The organism is Sphingomonas sp. ACRSK (assembly GCF_022346685.1).
In the GTDB taxonomy this organism is placed as follows: domain Bacteria; phylum Pseudomonadota; class Alphaproteobacteria; order Sphingomonadales; family Sphingomonadaceae; genus Sphingomonas; species Sphingomonas molluscorum.
On the sequence record NZ_JAKRNR010000004.1, the window covers coordinates 1 to 20,714 of the forward strand.

The window sequence follows — 20,714 nt, forward strand, 5'->3', positions numbered from 1 at the left end:
CTCAACCTCACGCAGCTTCCCGATAATCTCCTCGGGCTTGTGCTTCTTCGAAGGCATTCGTCGTCCCTTCCTTGATCCAGACTGTCATAGTCGATGGACCACTCAGAAGGGGGCAGCTCAGTCGGCGGCGCGTCGACGGCGGCATAAAAGCCCTGGCGCGGGACGTTCACGGTGAATTTGCGCCCGTCATAGTAGAACTGGCGGTACTGACGATCGGAGCGCAATTCGATGAAGAACGCGTTGGGACGCTGCACGCGATAGGTGTTCTCGAGGCCGAGGCTCACCTTGAGATCGGTGTTCTCCATGTTGGTCTCGATCGTCGCCTTGCTGCGCAATTCGAACGAGTTGAGGGTCTTCAGATAATTCCCCATCGATCGAAGCGCCTGGATCGCCACGGGATCGACGGTGGTGGCGGCCGTCCCGGCCACACCTGCTTGCGGCGCGCTCTGGGCATATGCCGGCGAACCGATCAGAACGGCTGCGGCCAAGCCCAGCTTCCATCGCACTTGTCGATACATCGTGCATCTCCATCGCTTGTTGACCTTGAAAGAATTGTCCCGGGGCCGTGGCTCTCCAATCAGGGGAAACCCGCTGAACCTTTCGGGACTTGGCCGGGCGACGCCGCTAGGACGCGGCGGGGCAAGTCCCGGCCGGGGGCGGGGGCGCGCGCGTTGCCTCGGCCTGGGCGGCGAGGATGTCGCGGCGGAAGCCGGGGTCGCCGTGGAGTCGCGCCACCGTGGCGGCTGCGATCGTCCGTCCTGCCTCCACGTCGCTTTCCCAGTGCGCGTTGCAGACCAGACGGCTCTCGCCGAAGTCGCGACCGCGCGCGAGGATGGCGTCGGCCTGATGTGGCATGATCTCGGTGAAGATCAGCGCCCAGCCCCAGCCGATCGCGCTGTGTCCCGAAGGGTAGGAGCCGTCGGTACGCAGCGCCGCCTCATCCTTGGGGAAGCACGTCGCGCCCGCATGGGCGACGAACGGCCGCGTCCGGCGGTAGTGGTTCTTGGCCTTGTAGGTCGACAGGCCGATGTCGATCATCGACTTCTGGAGCAGCCGGTAGAGTACCGGGGTCCGCTTCGGATCGGGCGCGAACCCCGCCGCGCAGTCGAAGGTCTGTGTCAGATGCCCGAAGGTCAGGTCCGCGTCCTGCGCCGCCTGCGTCCAGCGGCTGCTTCCCGGCGGCAGGGACATGGCCTTGCTGACCGCCTCGTCCAGGGCAAAGCCGGCGGAGTTCGGGGGCGGCGGGGGCGGCAGCAGCGCCAGGCTGTCGGGAAGCTCCGAGGGCGCAAGATAGCCCTGCGGCGTGGCATGGGCGCCCTGCAGCGACGGCGGTATCGACGGCGGCGCGTCCTGTGAGACGGCGCCGCTCGACAAGAGAAGCAACGTGCCGGCGAGAACGGCGGCACGCGCCGCCCGACGCACGACGGTTCGGTGGAAAGGCGCCATCGCAACCTCCGCTTTTCAGTTCGAGATGCCGCCCGTTCGCGGTGGGCGGTGAGCCGGGTGCGGGCTCCGCCGGAGAGGGAGCGGAGCCCGCGTGAGGATGCGCCGCGTCAGCTGGAGCCGGCGTTCGCGTCGGCCATCTTTGCGATCGCATCGTCAATCGTGAAGCTGTTCGGCCGCTGCACGGGCGGAAACTGGTGGAAGGTTTCCGCGAACTTCTTCGCCGCGAGCTGTGCGATGAAGATGAAGTAGTCGTTGTACAGGAACCAATGGTAATAGGTGTTCGACGTAATGTCGGCATATTCGTACGGATCGGTGCGCAGGTTGAAGACCTTCGGGAGCCGTAGTCGGACGAAGGGTTCGGCCCACACCCGCATCGTGCCGGCGACACGCTGCTCCATGAACACGATCTTCCAATTGTCGTAGCGCATCGCCAGGATGTCGCCGTCGTCGCTGATGTAGAAGAAGAACTGGCGGGGACTCTTCTCCTCCTGCCCGGTGATGTAGCCGAGCAGGCTCATGCCATCGATGTGGTTCTTGTAGGTGCGCCCGATCGCGTCATAGCCGCTCTTCAGCTTGTCGACGATGTCCGGGGCGCCGGCCATCTCGAGAAACGTCGGAAGCCAGTCGTGATGCTGGACGATGCCGTTGGCGATCGATCCGGGCGCGATCTTTCCAGGCCACCGAACGAGCAAGGGCACGCGGAAGGCGCCTTCCCAGTTGGTGTTCTTTTCGCTGCGGAACGGCGTCATGCCGCCGTCCGGCCAGGTGTTGCGATGCGGGCCGTTGTCGGTCGAATATTGCACGAACGTGTCGTCGGCGATGCCGAGCTCGTCGAGGAAGGCGAGCACCTCGCCGATCAGCTTGTCGTGATCGACCATGGTGTCGTGGTAGTCGGATTGCCAGCGGCCCGCCTGTCCCTTGCTCTCGGGTTTGGGGTGGGTGAACAGGTGCATGTGGGTGGTGTTGAGCCACAGGAAGAACGGCTGGTCGTCGTTGGCGGCCCGCTTCATGAAATTCTTGGCAGCCGCGGCGAACTCGTCGTCGACGGTTTCCATCCGCTTCTTGGTCAGCGGGCCGGTGTCCTCGATCCGTTGCTTGCCGACGCGGCCCCAGCGCTCGTGCTCGGTGGCATCGTCGGTATCGGTGGCCCAGCTGTGGATCACGCCGCGCGGGGCGAACGCTTCGTGGAAGCGCGGATCCTTCGGATAATCCGTCATCTCCGGCTCTTCCTCGGCGTTGAGGTGGTAGAGGTTGCCGAAGAACTCGTCGAAGCCATGGTTCGTGGGCAGCATGTGGTTGAGGTCGCCCAGGTGGTTCTTGCCGAACTGGCCGGTGGCATAGCCCTGCTCCTTGAGGAGCGCGGCGATGGTCACCGTCTTTTCGTTCATGCCGATCGGCGCGGCGGGAATGCCGACCTTGGAGAGGCCGGTGCGCAGCACGCTCTGCCCGGTGATGAAGGACGAGCGCCCGGCCGTGCAGCTCTGCTCGCCATAGCTGTCCGTGAACATCATGCCCTCTCGGGCAAGCCGGTCGATGTTGGGCGTCTGATAGCCCATCAGCCCGTGACTGTAGCAGCTCAGATTGCTGATGCCGATGTCGTCGCCCCAGATCACAAGGATGTTTGGTTTGCCTTTGGGCATGATCGGACTCCTTCTTGCCGTTGCGCCGGAAGGGTGCCGAGTCCCGCGACCGGCTGGCATCAGGGCTTTCCCGCGGACCAGCATCGGTCGAGTCCCGGGGCGGCGGCCTGCGCGCGACAGGCGGTGCGCGCAGCCGTGCAGCGGCCCGCCGCGAAGCCGCAGGGAGTCGGCCTTGAACTGTTGTCGAGAGGGAGCGACGCGTTCTGCGCCGACACGCCGAGATCGGCGATTCGAGGAAGTCAGCGGCGAAGGGCCGAAACCGTCATTCGGGGAACAGGAAGGTGAGGGTCAACCGCAGTCCCCAGTCGGGCCCGCCGCTCGGCCGCTCGGCATAATATTTGCCGCTCATCGAAATCTGCATGGGCTGCCGGCCGATGCGGACCAGCTGGCCCAGCGTGATGTCGATCGGCACGGTCCACTGCTTCTGCTTCCAGTTGTAGCTCGCTTCGGTATTGGCACCGATGCTCATGCCGTTGTGGAACGTCTGTGTCACAAACGGCTGCAGCAAGGTTGCGCTGACGCCCGGCCGGTCATCCTTGCCCGCATAGGACCAGAGATGGTTGGCGAGCATGCCGAGCGTAGTCCCCTTGGGCGTCTGTTTGACCACAAGGGCGGTCGGGCCTGCCGACCACTTCCCGCTGCCGAATTCCTTGTTCCCGATCGGCCACACGACAGCCGGTCCGGCGGCGATCGTGATGCCGTTGATCTGGGGCTTGAAGAAAAAGCTCTGCGTGATGTCGCCGAAGCCGTTCGTGCCGCGCCCGTCCGAGACGGTTCGTTCCTGCGCGATGAACGGCAGGATCGTGCGCGTGATCAGGCTCAGTTCGGAGTTCAACCGGACGGGGATGACCGGCTGGATGTTGAGCGTATAGCGGTTCGCGTCGGCGGGGCCGAAGCAGCAATCGAGATTGCTCTGCAACGGCACGCTGATCAGTTCCGCCACCGGGTTCGCAACCTGTTGCGCCAGATTGGCATCACTCCCCGGCGTGCCGACACCCTGCGCTGCCGCTGCCGCTGCCGGTGCCGGTGCCGGTGCCGGTGCCGCTACCGGCGCACCCTGCTCCATGGGCGGATCCTCGGGATCGGCGGACGTCGGGTCCGCCATGAGGAGTACGGCACCGATTGCGCTGAAAAGGGTCATGGCGGCCTCCCTGGCTGATAGGCCATCGTCGCCACGGACCCGCAGGCCAGCCATCGGGATCAACCCGCTGGCAGAGCAGGGCACAAGCCGGAGCGATCGTCCTCAAGCCGGGGTTCTGGCGCTCGCGCCGCTCGGGAGTTGTCCCGATGGGCTTGCCGCGGCCGCTCGGCGATTCTTGCCCCCGACAGCAATGGGGAAAGCGATGGCCGAAGATACTCATCTCCAGCGCCCGGCGCCCATGGCCCTGCCGCCGCTACCGCCCGTTCCGGACACCACGGGCCAGGAAAACGGTGCGGCATCGGTCGAGCTTGCCCGCTTCCGCAGCGAGCTTTCCGAACTCCGCAGCCGCATGTCGGAACACCGCACGGACCTTTCGGAGTTCCGGACCAGCCTTTCCCAGCACCGTACCGATCTTTCGGAGCACCGTACCGATCTGTCCGGCGAACGTACCGAGATGTCGATGCGCCGGACCGGCATGTCGATCCAGCGCACCAGGATGAGCGCGGATCGGACGCTGATGTCGGTGCAGCGGACGTCGCTTTCGCTGATCGGCTTCGGTTTCACGCTGTACCAGACGTTCGACAAACTGCACGACATGGGCACGATCCGCAGTTCGGCAGCGCCCCGGAATTTCGGCGCAGCCTTGATCGTCCTCGGCATCCTGCTGCTGGTGGGCGGCATTTCCCGGCACCTGCAGTTCGCCTTCCAGTTGCGCCACGTCCGGGCGGAACTGAAGGAGGCAGGACTCGTGCACGGGGAGATGGACTATCCGGTCTCCCTCACGCTCATCACCAGCATCCTGCTGCTCGCGATCGGCGTTCTCGCGATCACGGGCATCGTGTTCCACATCGAGGTATTCGGCGCATGACCGAGACGCGTTTCGAAGCAGATGGTCGCGGCAGCTCCCACCCGGACATGGTCTGGATCGGCGGGGGTGCGTTCACCATGGGTTCGGACCATCATTATCCCGAGGAGCGCCCCAGCCGGCGCGCGTCGGTGAGCGGCTTCTGGATCGACCGTGCGCCGGTGACGAACCGGCAGTTCGCCGCCTTCGTCGCTGCGACGGGACATCGCACGATGGCCGAAACGCCGCCGGATGCGGCCGACTACCCCGGCGCGCTTCCCGAGATGCTGGTGGCTGCGTCGCTCGTGTTCGCACCGCCTGCGGGCGCGATCGATCCGCGCGGTCCTTCGTCGCAATGGTGGAGCTTCGTTCCCGGCGCGGATTGGCGGCACCCGACGGGCCCCGACAGCACGATCGAGGGGTCGGAGGACCATCCGGTGGTTCACGTCGCGCTTGCGGATGTGGAGGCCTATGCCGCCTGGGCGGGATTGTCCCTGCCGAACGAAGTCGAGTGGGAGTATGCCGCGCGCGGCGGCCTCGAAGGCGCCGAGTTCGCCTGGGGCGATGCGCTGCTGGTGGATGGCGCCCACGTGGCCAACACCTGGCAGGGCGAGTTCCCGCACCGCAACCTCGCGCTGGACGGATGGGAGCGTACCTCGCCGGTGGGCAGCTTCCCGGCCAACGGCTATGGCCTGGTGGATATGATCGGCAATGTCTGGGAGTGGACAGCCGACTGGTGGAGCACGCCGGGCGCCATGCGCGGGAGTTGCTGCGGCGCGTCCTTGCAAGACAAGGTCAAGGCCAGCGCCGATCCGGCCGATGCCGCCCGGATCGCCCGCAAGGTGCTGAAGGGTGGATCGCACCTGTGTGCGCCCAACTATTGCCGCCGCTACCGGCCGGCAGCGCGCCATGCGCATCCGATCGACACGTCCACGTCGCATGTCGGCTTTCGCTGCGTGCGGCGCCCCTGACGCGGGCGCCGCTCACTCCTTTGCGGGCATCTTCATGTGCAACGGCAGGCTGAGGCTCAGCATGAAGTTCGTGCCTTCGACGCGGTTCTTGGCATCGAACTCCTGCAGGACCTGCAGCCGGATCGTCGCGGGGCTGCGTCCGAGCACGGTGTCATACGCCAGCGTCCCACCCGCTGCGAGCACGCGTCCTCGGTAGGCGCCCAGCTTCGCGCCCGCGCCGGTGTCATCGCTCACCTGCTGGAAGTAATAGCCCTGGGCGCCCAGCGAGAACTTCGAGGAGAGCTTCTTCTCCGCGGCCAGCTCCGCGTGGAAGTCGTTGCCCGAATTATAGTCGGTGTCTTCGTTGTGACCGTTGAAGGTGAAGCCGACCTTGCCGCTGATGTCCCAGCCGGTCTTCGGGTCGAGCCACGTCGCGGCGACGGAGACGTCCCCGGCCCAGCGGTGGAAGGCGATGTTGGCAAGCCTGCCGACCCGATAATGCCCCACCGGGACGTTGAGCATGCCGCTGACGGCGTAATGCATGTTGCCGCTTTTCCAGCCCATCATCGCCGTGGCGATCGGGTCTCCGACCATCAGTGCGGAATCATGGGTGCGGACGCCGAGCTGGCGCCCGCGGGGTCCGGTGAGCACGGCAGAGGCATCGATCATCGGTGCGCCGACCGGCAGCGTGCCGCCGACCGTCAGGGTGCCGCCGAGCACGTTCGTGCTCGGGACCCAGAGCAGCGTCGTGAAGTTGGCGGCCACCGTCGAATCGACGTCCGCCACGACGTTGCCACCGATGGTGAGGTCGCGGCTCGCATGCGAGCTGGCGTCATAGACCATGACGATGTTGTCCAGGTACACGCCCGGCAGCGGCGGGGAGACCGCCGCGCCTGGCCCGCCCGACCCCAGCAGATAGAGACTTGCGCCGTTTTCGTCGGCCATCGCGGGCACTGCTCCCAGCGGGAGCACCGCGGCCGCGATCAGGAAGAGGCAGCTATTCTGGTGCAAAGGATCACGCGGCATGACACTCACCCCTGTTGCGGACCCTTAGTCGGTATCGACCTTCCTGAGCCGCCAGCATCGGGGCATCCCCGAGACGGGGCGGGGGGAACTCCCCCCGGTCCGCCTCCGGATCGTTCTCGGGAGCGCGTTTGCGCATGGGTCCGGGGAATCGCCGATCGCAAGACCCGGCCATCGCGCCGCATTCTCCGGCCCGTGGAGGAGGCGGCGCGGTGTCCTTGGATCGGGTGGGTGGCGGGCAGCGGGTGCGTTCCGGTCCCGGCGCGACGTTCCGCCTGAGCCCCGACATAGGCCGGATGGTGCGGCTGGGATTGCTGCTTTCGTGTTTGCCGCTGGCGTGGACCGGCGCGCCTGCCGCGCATGCGCAGGAGGCCGAAACCACCGCTCCCGAGCCGGCACCGCACCATCCGCTTTCCCTGACCGGATCGATGCGCGTGCGCTACGAAGCATTGGGTGGCCAGGCCCATGCCGGGCTTCCGGACACGGACTCGCTGCTCAGCATCCGGACCACGGTGCTGCTCGCCTATGCCCAGGACCGGCTGCGCGCCGGCGTCGAACTCCAGGACAGTCGCGGCTATTTCGGGAAACGGGGCGGCGAAGTGAGCGCGAACGACGTGAACGCGTTCGAATGGATCCAGGCCTATGCCGGGCTGACGGTGGGCAGCGAAGGCCTCGTCCGGGTCGGCCGGGTCAAATTCGACGTCGGATCTCGGCGGCTCGTCGCGGCGCATGATTACCGGAACACGGCAAGTGCCTTCACCGGCCTGGTCGCGACTCTTCCGGCAAGTGGCGGCACGGCCACGCTGTTCTACACGCTGCCGCAACAGCACCGCCCCGACGACCAGGATGCGGTGCTCGCCAACCGGGTGCAATGGGATCATGAGGGGTTCGACCTGCAGTTCTGGGGCACGCACCTGGCCGGGGTTCCGATCGGCTCGGGCACGCTGGACATCGGCTATTTCGGGCTGAACGAGCGGGACACGCCGGACAGGCCGACCCGCAATCGCAAGCTGCACAGCCTGGACCTGCGGCTGGCCGATGCGCCGGGGCGGGACGGGGCGGATTTCGAACTGGAGGCAGTGTACCAGTTCGGCTCGATCCGCGCCGACACGACCGCTGATGCCGCCGAGTTGCCGGTCTCCGCCTGGTTCGTGCACGCGGCCGCCGGCTATCGATTCCCCGGCGCCCCTCATGCACGGCTCTCCCTGGCCTATGATCAGGCGAGCGGCGACGGATCGGGCGGGCGCTACGGCCGGTTCGACACGCTGTTCGGGGCCCGGCGGTCGGACCTCGGGCCGGGCGCGATCTATGGTGCGGTCGGGCGGGCGAACATTTTGACGCCGTCGCTCCGCCTGGAGTTGACGCCGAACCAGCGCCTCGACGGCTTCCTCGCCTATCGGGTGATGTGGCTCGATTCCCGCACGGACAGCTTTTCCACCACGGGCGTGCGCGACGCCTCCGGCGGATCGGGGCGCTTCGCCGGGCACCAGGTGGAGGGGCGGGTCCGCTGGTGGCTGCTGCCTCACCGGGCGCAGCTCGAGCTGAATGCGGCCTGGCTAAAGAAAGGGCGCTTCCTCAAGGAAGCGCCCAATGCTCCGTCGACGGGGGATACGCTCTATGGCGCGGTGTCGCTGTCGATCCCCTTCGGCAGCGCCGTTCAGAAGCGGTAGCCGAGGCCGACGACGATCTGGTTGCGGTCGACATCGAGGTCGTAGCCCCGGACGTCCCCATAATGCGAATAGCGATACTCGCCCTTGGCATAGAAGCCTTGCGAGAAGCGGTACTCCAGGCCCAGGCCTGCCCGGAAGCCGTCGCTGTCCGCCGCATCGTCGATGGTGTTCTGGCCGGGAACGCTCGGGATGTAGGTGCTCTCGATGCGCAGGTTGGTGTAGCCTGCCTTCACATAGCCGAGGAACTGCGGGGTAAAGGCGTAGCCGAGCCGTGCGCCGATATAGATGTCGCGATCCGCTTCCACGCGAAAGAGATCGGACGGAGTCATGTAGCTCCTGACCGTCGACGAGGTGCCGGCGCCGGTGAGTTCCAGTTCGGCACCGACGACGATGTTCTGCATCTGGTAGTCGTACCCGATCGCACCGCCGAACACGAAGTCGTCCTCGGAATCGGATTCGCCGTGCCCGGCGCTAAAATTGTCCCAGCCCGCGATCGCCTCGACCCTGGGGCCCGTGAAACTCCCGTCCTCTTGGGCAGACGCCGGAGCGGCAAACCCGGCCGCGACGAGAAAGATGGTCGCCGTACTCAGAACACGCATCGAACTTCCCTTTCTGCTTGCCGCGTCTAGGTTGCGCATGCGCAGGGGCATCAACATCGGCCAAAACCCGCAAAGCGGACGCGATCACGCCCTATTCCCGTCCCGGCGCAGCGCCGCGCCCGTGGGAGGGGGATCGATGCCGGCGTCGAGAGACGCTAATCCAGGCACATGAGCAGGACCGAGTCAGCCTCGACCGCCGATCCCTCGACGCAGCCGGCGGAGGGCGTGGCTGCATCGCTGGGCGTGGACCCGGAGGCGGGCCTGTCGACCGAGGAAGCGGCCCGGAGGCTGGCGGAACATGGTCCCAACGCGCTTCGAACAACCGCCGGCCCGTCGCTCTGGCGCCGGATCGCCGCGCAGTTCCGGGATCCGCTCGTCTATCTGCTGCTCGGCGCCAGCGCGGTGGCGTTCCTCGCCTGGTTGATCGAGCATGAGGGCGGTTGGCCCGTCGACACCATCGTCATCCTGGCGGTGCTGCTGGTCAATGCGGCGCTCGGCTTTGCCCAGGAGAACAAGGCCGCGGATGCGGTCGCCGCCCTGGGGCGGATGACGCAAGTGACGTCGTCGGTGCTGCGGGCGGGCGAGCGCCGTCGGATCCCGAGCGTCGAACTGGTTCCCGGCGACGTCCTGCTGCTGGAGGAAGGCGATTCGGTCGGCGCGGACGCGCGCCTGATCGCCGCTGCGGCGCTTCGCGTTCAGGAAGCGTCGCTGACGGGGGAAAGCGAGCCGGTCTCGAAAAGCCCGGACCCGCTCGCCGCGGCCGCGCCGCTCGCGGATCGCACGTCGATGGTCTTCAAGGGCACCGCCGTGGCGCAGGGAACGGGGCGGGCCGTCGTCACCGCCACGGGAATGGACACGCAGATGGGGGCAATCGCCACTCTGCTCGACGCGACCGAGGAGAGCACGACGCCCCTGGAGCAGGAGGTCGCCCGCATCGGCCGCATGCTCGGCCTCGCCGTGGTCGTCATCGCCTTGATCGTGATCGCGTCGGTATTCGCCGTGTCCGACGTCGCCACCTTCAGCGGCGTGGTCGCGGTGCTGCTCCTCGGCGTTTCCCTCGCGGTCGCGGCGGTGCCCGAAGGGCTGCCGGCGATCCTCTCGCTTGTGCTGGCGCTGGGGGTCCAGCGCATGGCAGCGCGCAAGGCGGTGGTGAAGCGGCTGTCGTCGGTGGAGACGCTGGGCGCCGCCACGGTCATCTGCTCCGACAAGACTGGGACGCTCACCCGTTCGCAGATGACGATCCAGCGGATCGCGACCGCCTCCGGCGACAGCCGCGTGGCAGGCGTCGGCTATGTCCCGGAGGGCGCCATCACGGCCCCGGGCGAAGCCGCGATCGCAGGCGCGTTGAAGGCGGAGCTTGTCGTGGTGCTGAGCGGCGGCAGCCTGGCGAGCAACGCCGGCCTGCATCAGACGCCGGACGGCCTGTGGGAGATCGAGGGCGATCCGACCGAAGCCGCCTTCCTGGTCGCGGAGAAGAAGCTGGGCGCGGACCGGCGGCGCCAGACGCGTTTCGAGCGGGTCGCCGAGCTTCCCTTCACGTCCGAACGCAAGATGATGTCCACGATCGCCCGCGACATGGAGCATGGCGGCGAACTGGTGCTCGTCGCCAAGGGGGCGCCCGATGTGTTGATGCAGCGCTGCACCCGCGTGCGCGTCGGCATGGAGGTGCTTCCGTTCGACGAAGGCCATCGCGCGCGCGCCGCGGGCGAGGTCGAGCGGCTCTCCGGCGAGGCGCTGCGCACGCTGGCGGTGGCCTATCGTCCGCTGGCGGAGGGGGAGGAACGGTCCCTCGACCCGGCGCTGGAACGCGATCTCATCTTCGTCGGGACCGTCGGCATCATCGATCCGCCGCGCGAAGAGGCGGCGGTCGCGATCGCCGAGGCGCACCGCGCCGGCATCCGGGTGATGATGATCACCGGCGACCATCCCCGGACCGCCGCTCGCATCGCCGCACTGCTGGGTATCGCGCCGGCGGATGCTCCCGTGCTGACGGGCACCGATCTGGAGGCGTTGGACGAGGCCGGTCTCGCCAAGGCCGTGCGCGAGACCTCGGTCTATGCCCGTGTCGCCCCGGTCCACAAGCTGCGGATCGTGGACGCGCTCCAGGCGAACGGGGAAGTCGTGGCGATGACCGGCGACGGGGTGAACGATGCGCCCGCGCTCAAGTCCGCCGACATCGGCATCGCGATGGGCGTTACCGGTACCGAAGTGACCAAGGAAGCGGCCAAGATGATCCTGGCCGACGACAATTTCGCAACGATCGTCGTCGCCGTGCGCGAGGGGCGCGCGATCTTCGACAACATCCGCAAGTTCCTGCGGTACCTCCTGTCCTCGAACATGGGCGAGGTGCTTACCGTCTTCCTGGGCGTGATCGGGGCGGGGGTCATCGGATTGAACGCGGGCGGCGACGGCAAGACACTGGTCGCGCCGCTGCTTGCGACGCAGATCCTGTGGATCAACCTCATCACCGATTCAGGTCCCGCCCTGGCGATGGGGGTCGATCCGGAGACGGAGAACGTGATGACCCGTCCGCCGCGGCGGTCCGGAGAACCCGCGATCGACGCCGCCATGTGGCGCGGTGTCCTGGAAATGGGCCTGGTGATGGCGATCGCCACGCTCCTCACCATCGACCTGTTCCTGCCCGGCGGGCTGTTCGAGGGAAGCCATGCGCTCGAGTATGCGCGAACGGCGGGATTCACGGTCCTGGTCTTCGCCCAGTTGTTCAACTGCTTCAGCGCCCGCTCGGAAACAGCCAGCGCCTTTCGCCACCTGTTCGCCAATCACTGGCTGTGGGGTGCCGTGATCCTCTCGGCGTTGCTGCAGGTCGCGGTCGTCCATCTGCCCCTTCTCAACACTGCGTTCGGCACCACCCCGCTCACCGGTGCCGACTGGCTGCTGTGCCTGGGCATGGGAAGCGCGGTGCTTTGGTTCGCCGAGGCGCGCAAATGGCTGCTTCGGCGGATGGGGGCCGTTCCGGCGAGCGCCTGATCCGGCTGTATTCCGGACATCTATCGGTATCCTGCCGAATGTCTGACAAATATTTCGTATGATTAAAGCTGCGAAGCAAAGTTCAAGAAAACTGCTCCCATTGGTCTTGAAAGCGCTTGTGAAAGCCGAAGAACTGGCGTTACGATAGCGGTCACATAGCCGGCGTACGACCGGGAAAGCATACGCGGTCAGCGACCGCGACTAGGGAGGGGATGATGATGAAGGCCAAGGGTCTTGCGTCGGCGCTCGCGCGCTCGGCTTCCGGCATGGCGCTCGCCACGTGTCTGACGGTCTCGGGGGCTGCCTTTGCGCAGACGCAAAGCGGCGCGGAAGCGACCAATGCGCAGCCGACCACGGCTCCGGGCACGACGGCAGATCCGGCGGGCGACGCCGGCCAGCTGACGTCGCCGCAGGCGGCGCCCACGTCGGAGGCCGCGTCGGCCGATCAGGACGCGACCGGCAGCGACATCGTTGTGACCGGCATCCGCGCCAGCCTTGAGCGCTCCATCGCCATCAAGCGCAACTCGACCGGCATCGTCGATGCGATCTCGGCCGAGGACATCGGCAAGTTCCCGGACACCAACCTCGCCGAGTCGCTCCAGCGCATCACCGGCGTGTCGATCAACCGCACCAACGGCGAAGGCTCTCAGGTCACGGTGCGCGGCTTCGGGCCGAGCTACAATCTGGTGACCCTGAACGGGCGCCAGCTCGCCACTGCCAACGTGCAGGTGGTCGGCGGCGACCAGAATTCGGACAGCGCGCAAGGATCGAGCCGCTCGTTCGACTTCTCCAACCTCGCCTCAGAAGGCGTGCGAACGCTGGAGGTCTACAAGACCGGCCGCGCCTCGATCCCGACCGGCGGCATCGGCGCGACCATCAACATCGTCACCCGCCGGCCTCTCGACGGCGAGGGCGGTCTTACCGGCAGCATCGGCGCCAAGGCGCTCTACGACACCAGCACCCACGGCTGCCTGGATTGCGGGTCCAAGGTGACACCCGAACTGTCCGGCGTCGTCAGCTGGGCCGATCCGACCAACCGCTTCGGCGTGTCGCTGTTCGGCAGCTATCAGAAGCGCAACTTCACCTCGATCAGCGCGACGTCCAACGACTGGAACATCATCCCGTACAGCACCTTCCTGAGCGGCGGGTTCGTCAAGGCGGACGGCAGCACGGAGATCACCGGCGCACCTTCCGATCCGGACCAGTTGGTGGGCGTCCCGAACGACAGCCGCTACCATTATGCCGAGGGCAGCCGCGAGCGCATCAACGGCCAGGCGGTGTTCCAGTTCAGGCCGGTCGAGACGCTGACGCTGACCGCGGACGCGCTGTTCGCGCAGAACACCCAGGAGGAAGTCCGGTCCGACCTGTCGAACTGGTTCAGCCGGCCGTTCGATGAGGTGCAGTTCGACGGCAACCCGACCGTTGCGACCGCCACCTACCTCCACGAGACCATCAACGGCGCCAAGGACGTGGGCTTCGAGGCGCAGAATCGCGGCCAGAAGAGCCGGATCCAGGATTATGGCCTGAACGGCAAGTGGGACATCGCCGACAACTTCTCGCTCAACCTCGACGGCCATTACAGCAAGGCATGGAGCCGCCCGAACAATCCCAACGGCAACAGCTCGACCCTGGTGGGCATCGGCGCCAACGTCGTGACGGAGCATTCGGTCGACTATAGCGGCGACATCCCCAAGCAGGACGTCACCCTGAACGGCCCGCTCACCCTCGCCGAGGTCGGGTCGCAGATGGGGCGCACCTATGCGTCGTCCCAGTCCCAGACGGTGAAGGAGGTGCGTGCCGACTTCGGCTGGGACCTGGGTGAAGGCAGCCGCGTCGACTTCGGCGGCAACTATCGCGATACGCGCATGCGGCAGACCCGCGTGGCCACCCAGCAGACGCTCGGCGACTGGGGCATCACCAGCCCCGGCGATATCGAGCGGCTGGCGCCGGGCGCACTCCAGACCTTCTGCCTGGTCTGCAAGTTCAACGCCTTCGATCCGGGCAACGATCCCGACTCGCAGACGGCCTTCCGCGGCGATGCGGCCAACATCTATTCGATCCTCTCGCCCTACTACGCCGGGCAGGGCAATGCGATCGGCACGACCAGCAACGAGGACAATCGCGTCCGCGAGAAGATCTGGTCGCTCTATGCGCAGGTCACCTGGAAGGGCGACATCGGCAACAGCCCGGCGACGCTGGTCGGCGGTCTGCGCTATGAACACACCGATTCGGAATCGACCTCGCTGGTCGCGGTGCCGGCGGCGATCAACTGGGTGTCGGACAACGACTTCACCGTCGTGATCTCGAACGAGAACAGCTTCCTGACGGACGGCGGCTCCTACGACAATTTCCTGCCCTCGATCGACTTCCAGGTCGAGCTGCGTCCCGACGTGATCGGCCGCGTGTCGTACAGCAAGACGATCGCCCGGCCGGAATATGGCAGCCTGTTCACCTCCACCAGCGTCGGCGGACCGCCGCGCCCGATCGCCAACGGCGGCGTCGCGACGGGCTCCACCGGCAACGCCCGGCTGATCCCGCTCGAATCCGACAATTTCGATGCGTCGATCGAATGGTATTACAAGCCGGACAGCTATATTTCGCTGGGCGTCTTCGACAAGCGCGTGCGCAACTTCATCGGCAACGGGCAGTTCACCTCGGAACTGTTCGGCCTGCGTGACCCGAGCTCGGGCGCCGAAGGCACCCGGTCCGGCCAGGCACGCGCAGCACTGCAGTCACTGGGCGCCGACCAGAGCGACGTGAACCTGTTCGCGCTGACGGCGCTGATCGACCAGACCGGCTCGGTCGCCGCTGCCACGGCCGCGTTCCAGGCGAACTACAACACCACGACCGGCTCGCTGAACGACGACTTCGTCAAGCAGATCAACAGCGCGCGCGACGTCGTGGCGAACGGCACCGACGTGCTCTACCAGTTCCAGGTGACCCAGCCGGTCAACAACCGCGATGCGGAGATCTATGGCCTCGAGATCGCGGGGCAGCATTTCTTCGGATCGACCGGCTTCGGCATCGGCGCCGCCTATACGCTGGTGCGTGGCGACGTCGGGTTCAACATCGGTGCCAGCCCGTCGCAGGACCAGTTCGCATTGCTCGGCCTGTCCGACACGTTCAATGCGACGCTGATCTACGACAAGAACGGCCTGTCGGCTCGGGTGGCGTACAACTGGCGCGACAAGTTCCTGTCGGGCATCAACCGCCAGGGTTCGCGCAATCCGGAGTTCACCGAGCCGTTCGGGCAGCTCGATCTCAACATCAGCTACGACATCACGCCCAACTTCGCGGTCTCGTTCGAAGGCATTAACCTGACCGAGGAGTCGCTGCGGACCTATGCCCGCAGCAAGAGCCAGCTCTGGTTCGCGCAGGAACTCCAGCGCCGCTTCCTGCTGGGTGGCCGCTTCCGCTTCTAAGCGCGGAGCTTGAAGAAGGTGGGGCCGCCTGCAGAGGCGGCCCCATCGTCGTTGGGCGGATTGCACTCGAGCACCGGCGCCCGCATGATGCCGCGGCTGCGGCGCGAACGCTTGCAAGCCGCAAAGGGCGCAACGTGACGAACATCGTCCTCCTCAACAATGTCGATCACGCGGATCTCACGGTCGCGATCGGCCACGGTCCCGAGTTCGGCGACGCGGTGAACCAGACGCTGGTCTTCCCGACCGAATGGGAAGAGGCGCAGCGCGAATACCCGATCCTGTTTCGTCGCGGCGACGACGGGCGGCTCCAGTCGGTGCTGCTGCTCGGGTTCGACCGAGACGAAAACCTGTTCCTGGGCGACGGCGTCTGGGACGGTCGCTACGTACCGGCCCTGCACCAGCGCGGGCCCTTCTCCATCGGGCTCCAGGCTTCGGAAGATGGCGCGGAGGCGGAGCCGATGATCCACGTCGACCTAGACCATCCGCGGATCGGCGGCGCGCAGGCACAGGCGGTCTTCCTGCCCCACGGCGGCAACTCTCCCTATCTGGACGCCATCTCCGGTGTGCTGAGGCGAATTCACGCCGGGGTCCTGGTCGCCGACCCGATGTTCGAGGCGTTCGAAGCGCATGGCCTGATCCAGCCGATCGCCCTGGAAGTGACGCTGAGCGAGACCAAACGCTATTCGCTCGACGGCTTCCTCACGATCGATGCGGAGCGGCTGGGCGCCCTGGAGGGACCGGCGCTGCATAGCCTGCACCAACGCGGCTTCCTGCAGGCGGCGTTTTGGGCGGTGTCCTCGCTTGCGAATGTCGCCCGGCTGATCGATCGCAAGAACCGTCGGTTGCCCCTGCCGTGACTGCCCTTGGCGCTTTGCCCCCGGTCCGCGTGATCGAAGGACCGCATGGCGACGTGAACTACCAGGCGCTGGTCGATGCCGGGGAGCCGGTCGTGCTCAAGGGTGCCGGTCAGCATCTGCCGCTGGTCGCCGCGGGGCGCGAGGGCGCCAAGGCGGCGATGGCCTATCTCCTGCGCTTCGACGCGGGCCGCGGCGTGGTCGGCTTCGTCGGCGATCCTGCCATCGGCGGACGCTTCTTCTACAACGAAGACCTGAGCGCGATGAACTTCGCGGGCGGACGCGCACCTCTGGCCCATTATCTGGAGCGGATCCGCGACGGCATGGGACAGGCGGACGCGCCTTCGATCTATGTCGGCTCGACAGACCTGGACATCTACCTTCCCGGGTTCCGCGAAGAAAATCCCGTGGTGCCCGATGGTGCGCTGCCGGGCGCACAAGCGCCGCTTGCGAGCATCTGGATCGGGAACCGAACCACGGCCGCCGCGCACTGGGACATGTCGAACAACGTCGCTTGTCCCTTGGTCGGCCGACGGCGTTTCACCCTGTTCCCGCCGGACCAGGTCGCGAACCTCTATCCCGGGCCGCTGGAGCCGACCCCGGGGGGGCAGGTCGTCAGCATGGTGGATTTCCGTGCGCCCGATCACGCCCGCTACCCGGGATTCCGGCAGGCGCTGGCGACGGCGCAGGTGGCGGAGCTCGAACCGGGGGACGTGCTCGTCTATCCGGCGCTGTGGTGGCACCAGGTGGAGGCGCTCGACCCCTTCAACGTCATGGTGAACTATTGGTGGAACGAGGCACCCGCGTTCGCCGATACGCCCATGACGACGCTGCTGCATGCGCTGCTCAGCGTGCGCGACCGCCCGGAGCACGAGAAGCAGAGCTGGCGCGCCTTGTTCGACTATTATGTCTTCGGCCCCGCAGACCGCGCAGGCGAGCACCTGCCCCCGCACGCGCGCGGCCCGCTCGCCCCCCTCGATGACCGCACCGCGCGGCGGCTGCGCGCGCACGTGATGCAGCGTCTGAACAGGTGAACACCATGACCCCGACCGATGTCCCGCAGCGCCGCCGGGTGGTGATCGCAGGCGGGGGCACCTCCGGCTGGCTCGCCGCGGCGGCGCTCGCCCAGCAGCTGGGGGCGCTCCTCGACATCACCCTGGTCGAATCCGAGGAGATCGGGACGATCGGCGTCGGTGAGTCGACCATCCCCACCGCCCGGGCCTTTCACCGGTTGATCGGGCTGGACGAGCAGCGGTTCATGTCGGAGACCGGTGCCACCTTCAAGCTCGGCATCGCGTTCGAGAATTGGGCGCAGAAGGGCGACCGTTACATTCACGCGTTCGGCGAGACCGGCCAGTCGACCTGGATGGGGGCGTTCCACCACTTCTGGCTGCAAGCGCGCGAGCAGGGCTTCGGCGGAGACTTCGGCGAATATTGCCTGGAGCTCCAGGCGGCGGATGCTGGGCGCTTCGGGATCGGCGCCAAGCTGCCGGAGCTCAGCTACGCCTATCATCTCGATGCCGGCCGCTACGCGCGTCACTTGCGCGGCATTGCCGAGCAAGCGGGCGTCCGCCGCATCGAAGGGATGATCGAGCGGGTCGAGCAGCAGGGCGATGGCGCGGACATCACTGCCCTGGTGCTGCGTTCGGGTCAGCGGATCGAAGGTGACCTGTTCCTCGACTGTACCGGCTTCCGCGCGCTGCTGATCGGACAGGCGCTGGGCTCGCCGTTCGAGGATTGGGGGCACTGGCTGCCGACCGACCGTGCCGTCGCCGTGCAGACGCGCGCCGTCGAGCCTGCGCGGCCCTATACTCGGGCTATTGCCCATGGCGCTGGGTGGCGGTGGCGCATTCCCCTCCAGCATCGCGTCGGCAACGGCTTCGTCTACGACGGCCGCCACCTCTCGGACGATGAAGCGCGCGCGCAACTGCTCCGCGAGGTCGAGGGCGAGATCGTCGCCGAGCCGCGGCTTATCCGCTTCCGTGCCGGGCGGCGGGCCGAGGCATGGCGAGGCAATTGCGTCGCACTCGGGCTCGCGGGCGGCTTCGTCGAACCGCTCGAGTCCACCGCGATCCACCTCGTCATGATCGCGATCACCCGGCTGCTCCAGCTCTTCCCCTTCGCGGCCGACTGCGCCGCGGCGGCGCGGCGCTTCAACGCGCAGGCGGCGGCGGAGCTGGACGGCATCCGGGACTTCATCATCCTCCACTATGTCCTCACCGAACGCGAGGACACGCCGTTCTGGCGCGGCATGCGGGCGATGGAGATCCCGGAGTCGCTACGCGATCGGATCGCGCTCTTCCGCGATGGCGGCATCGCCTACCAGGATGGCGCCGACCTGTTCCGCGTCGATTCCTGGGCCCAGGTGATGATCGGCCAGCGGCTGCTGCCGCACCAGCATCATCGCATGGCCGAGATCATGGGTGCGGCTCGCTTGCGCCAGGTGCTGGCGGACATGAAGGCGCGGGTGGCCCAGCAGGTGTCGCTGCTGCCGACGCACGCCGCCTTTCTGCGGGACTATTGCCCCGCCGAAGACGCGGCGTAGCCCTAGGTGCGCGGCCTGGAGACGGCGATCATGGGTAGCGCACCGGGGCTGGCGCCTCCGGGAGCGGGATGAACTCGTCCTCATCGGGCACCGGCGCGAACCGCTGCGCCTTCCAATCGGCCTTGGCCTGCTCGATCCGCTCCTCGCGCGACGAGACGAAGTTCCAGAAGATATGGCGGCGCTCGGGAAAGGGCTCGCCGCCGATCAGCATCAGGCGCGCACCCTCGGGTGCCTGCACGACGATCTCCGCGCCGGGCTTGAACAGGACGAGCTCGCCGGTGGCGAAGGTGCCGGTCTGTCCCACGACTGCGACGCTTCCTTCGACGACATAGATCGCGCGCTCGATGTGTTCGGCCTTCACCTGATAGCGTGCGCCGGGCGCCAGCTGGATGTCGGCGTAGACCAGGTCGGAGAAGGTCTTCACCGGAGACGCCATGCCGTCCGACGTGCCGGCGATCAGCGTCAGGCGGGTGCCGTCGGCTTCGGCGACGGGGATCTCCTGCGCCTTGTAGTGCGCGAAGTCCGGAGCGGCCTCTTCCACATGGGTCGGCAGCGCCAGCCAGGTCTGGAGGCCGAACAGGCTGCTCTCGGCCGCGCGCTGCTCGGGTCCGGTGCGCTCCGAATGCACGATGCCGGAGCCTGCGGTCATCCAGTTGACCTCGCCCGGCCGGATCGGCTGCACCGAGCCCACGCTGTCGCGGTGCAGGATCTCCCCGTCCAGCAGATAGGTGACGGTGGCGAGGCCGATGTGCGGGTGCGGGCGCACGTCGAGGCCTTCGCCGCCGCGAAACGCCGCGGGTCCCATCTGGTCGAAGAAGATGAAGGGACCCACCATGCGGCGATGCGCCGACGGCAGCGCGCGACGCACGGTGAAGCCATCCCCCAGATCGCGCACTGGCGGCAGGATGATCTGCTCGACGCCTTCGACGTCGCTGCTTCGAATGGTCATTGGCACACTCCGGGAATCAGGTCGGGGGAAGCTCGCAGGCACTAGATCAGGCGGCGCGGCCGAGGACAATCTCGCTCGCGCCCATGGGCGTCCAGATCACCTCCCTTCGTGGACAGGAAGCGGACGAGCCCTCTAAGGCGATGTTGAACTTCGATCAGGAGGGGTGATGGTCCCCAAGCACAGGGTCACGCTTGCGGTTGCAGCGCTATGGATGGTGTCGACGGCGGCGAGCGCACTACCGCAACAGGGGCGCGCGCGCGGCGGGCTGAGGCTCGACCTCCCCACGATGGAAGAGGCGCAGCGCGCCGATGCCTCCCGCTCTGGCGAGACGGTAACGGGGACCGCCGAGGATGCGGAGGCGCGCGCGGCTGCGGAGGCCGAGGCGGCGCGGGTGCGGGAAGCCAATGCCGCGCAGCGCGTCCTGGCCGAGGCCGACTCGCAGCGGATCGCCGCGGACCGGCGGGCGCAGGAGGCGCGGCTGGCGCAGTATCGCGAGCAGCAGCGCCTTCACGACGAGGCGCTCACCAACTATGCGGATCAGGTCGCTGCCGCCGAGGCCGCTCGCCGCCGCTGGCAGGCGGACGTCGCCGCCTGCAAGGCGGGTGACCACGCCCGATGCGGAGTGAGCGCCAGCCCGCGCTGA

General features: G+C 67.2%; 16 protein-coding genes. 9 read left to right on the forward strand and 7 right to left on the reverse strand.

Annotation, left to right across the window (positions count from 1 at the left end; genetic code table 11):
- The 4 genes from MHZ35_RS03085 to MHZ35_RS03100 all read right to left on the reverse strand — a co-directional run.
- Window positions 1–518: DUF2092 domain-containing protein (locus MHZ35_RS03085; protein ID WP_239434334.1), on the reverse strand; the 518-nt coding region annotated here is incomplete at its 3' end.
- Between the two features lie 106 nt (window positions 519–624).
- The gene (locus MHZ35_RS03090) at window positions 625–1,446 is read right to left on the reverse strand and encodes an acid phosphatase (protein ID WP_239434335.1); all 822 of its coding nucleotides are present in this window, start codon (window positions 1,444–1,446) and stop codon (window positions 625–627) included.
- Window positions 1,447–1,553: 107 nt separating this feature from the next.
- Complete coding sequence (locus MHZ35_RS03095) at window positions 1,554–3,086, reverse strand: arylsulfatase (protein WP_239434336.1); 1,533 nt, start codon at window positions 3,084–3,086, stop codon at window positions 1,554–1,556.
- Between the two features lie 262 nt (window positions 3,087–3,348).
- The gene (locus MHZ35_RS03100; protein WP_239434337.1) at window positions 3,349–4,227 is read right to left on the reverse strand and encodes a transporter; all 879 of its coding nucleotides are present in this window, start codon (window positions 4,225–4,227) and stop codon (window positions 3,349–3,351) included.
- Between MHZ35_RS03100 and MHZ35_RS03105 the strand changes: the two genes are divergently transcribed.
- Both MHZ35_RS03105 and MHZ35_RS03110 read left to right on the forward strand, forming a co-directional pair.
- On the forward strand, window positions 4,226–5,095 hold the full coding sequence (locus tag MHZ35_RS03105) for a DUF202 domain-containing protein (protein WP_239434338.1): 870 nt from the start codon (window positions 4,226–4,228) through the stop codon (window positions 5,093–5,095). The genes MHZ35_RS03100 and MHZ35_RS03105 overlap by 2 nt on opposite strands.
- 47 nt (window positions 5,096–5,142) lie before the next feature.
- Window positions 5,143–6,042 carry a formylglycine-generating enzyme family protein gene (locus MHZ35_RS03110; protein ID WP_239434453.1) on the forward strand — a complete coding sequence of 300 codons (900 nt, stop codon included), beginning with the start codon at window positions 5,143–5,145 and terminating at the stop codon, window positions 6,040–6,042.
- A 12-nt stretch (window positions 6,043–6,054) separates the two neighbouring features.
- Here the strand turns inward: MHZ35_RS03110 and MHZ35_RS03115 are convergent, their stop codons facing one another.
- Complete coding sequence (locus MHZ35_RS03115; RefSeq protein ID WP_239434339.1) at window positions 6,055–7,047, reverse strand: SphA family protein; 993 nt, start codon at window positions 7,045–7,047, stop codon at window positions 6,055–6,057.
- Window positions 7,048–7,256: 209 nt separating this feature from the next.
- On the opposite strand from MHZ35_RS03115, the gene MHZ35_RS03120 reads away from it, so the two are divergent.
- Entirely contained in the window at window positions 7,257–8,714 is a 1,458-nt protein-coding gene (locus MHZ35_RS03120) for an alginate export family protein (RefSeq protein WP_239434340.1), read from the forward strand.
- Here MHZ35_RS03120 and MHZ35_RS03125 read toward each other — a convergent pair.
- The gene (locus MHZ35_RS03125) at window positions 8,702–9,313 is read right to left on the reverse strand and encodes an outer membrane protein (RefSeq protein WP_239434341.1); all 612 of its coding nucleotides are present in this window, start codon (window positions 9,311–9,313) and stop codon (window positions 8,702–8,704) included. The two genes, MHZ35_RS03120 and MHZ35_RS03125, sit on opposite strands and share 13 nt — an antisense overlap.
- A 168-nt stretch (window positions 9,314–9,481) precedes the next feature.
- Here MHZ35_RS03125 and MHZ35_RS03130 point away from each other — a divergent pair, with 168 nt between their 5' ends.
- From MHZ35_RS03130 to MHZ35_RS03150, 5 genes are all read left to right on the forward strand, one after another.
- The gene (locus MHZ35_RS03130; protein ID WP_239434342.1) at window positions 9,482–12,301 is read left to right on the forward strand and encodes a cation-translocating P-type ATPase; all 2,820 of its coding nucleotides are present in this window, start codon (window positions 9,482–9,484) and stop codon (window positions 12,299–12,301) included.
- Between the two features lie 218 nt (window positions 12,302–12,519).
- On the forward strand, window positions 12,520–15,723 hold the full coding sequence (locus MHZ35_RS03135; protein WP_239434454.1) for a TonB-dependent receptor: 3,204 nt from the start codon (window positions 12,520–12,522) through the stop codon (window positions 15,721–15,723).
- A gap of 134 nt (window positions 15,724–15,857) precedes the next feature.
- Entirely contained in the window at window positions 15,858–16,580 is a 723-nt protein-coding gene (locus MHZ35_RS03140; RefSeq protein WP_239434343.1) for a SapC family protein, read from the forward strand.
- Between the two features lie 29 nt (window positions 16,581–16,609).
- Entirely contained in the window at window positions 16,610–17,611 is a 1,002-nt protein-coding gene (locus tag MHZ35_RS03145) for a cupin-like domain-containing protein (protein WP_239434344.1), read from the forward strand.
- Window positions 17,612–17,616: 5 nt separating this feature from the next.
- On the forward strand, window positions 17,617–19,122 hold the full coding sequence (locus tag MHZ35_RS03150) for a tryptophan halogenase family protein (protein ID WP_239434345.1): 1,506 nt from the start codon (window positions 17,617–17,619) through the stop codon (window positions 19,120–19,122).
- 28 nt (window positions 19,123–19,150) lie between these two features.
- On the opposite strand, the gene MHZ35_RS03155 is transcribed toward MHZ35_RS03150, so the two are convergent.
- Complete coding sequence (locus tag MHZ35_RS03155; protein WP_239434346.1) at window positions 19,151–20,071, reverse strand: pirin family protein; 921 nt, start codon at window positions 20,069–20,071, stop codon at window positions 19,151–19,153.
- A gap of 166 nt (window positions 20,072–20,237) precedes the next feature.
- On the opposite strand from MHZ35_RS03155, the gene MHZ35_RS03160 reads away from it, so the two are divergent.
- Window positions 20,238–20,714, forward strand: a complete 477-nt coding sequence (locus MHZ35_RS03160; protein WP_239434347.1) for a hypothetical protein — start codon at window positions 20,238–20,240, stop codon at window positions 20,712–20,714.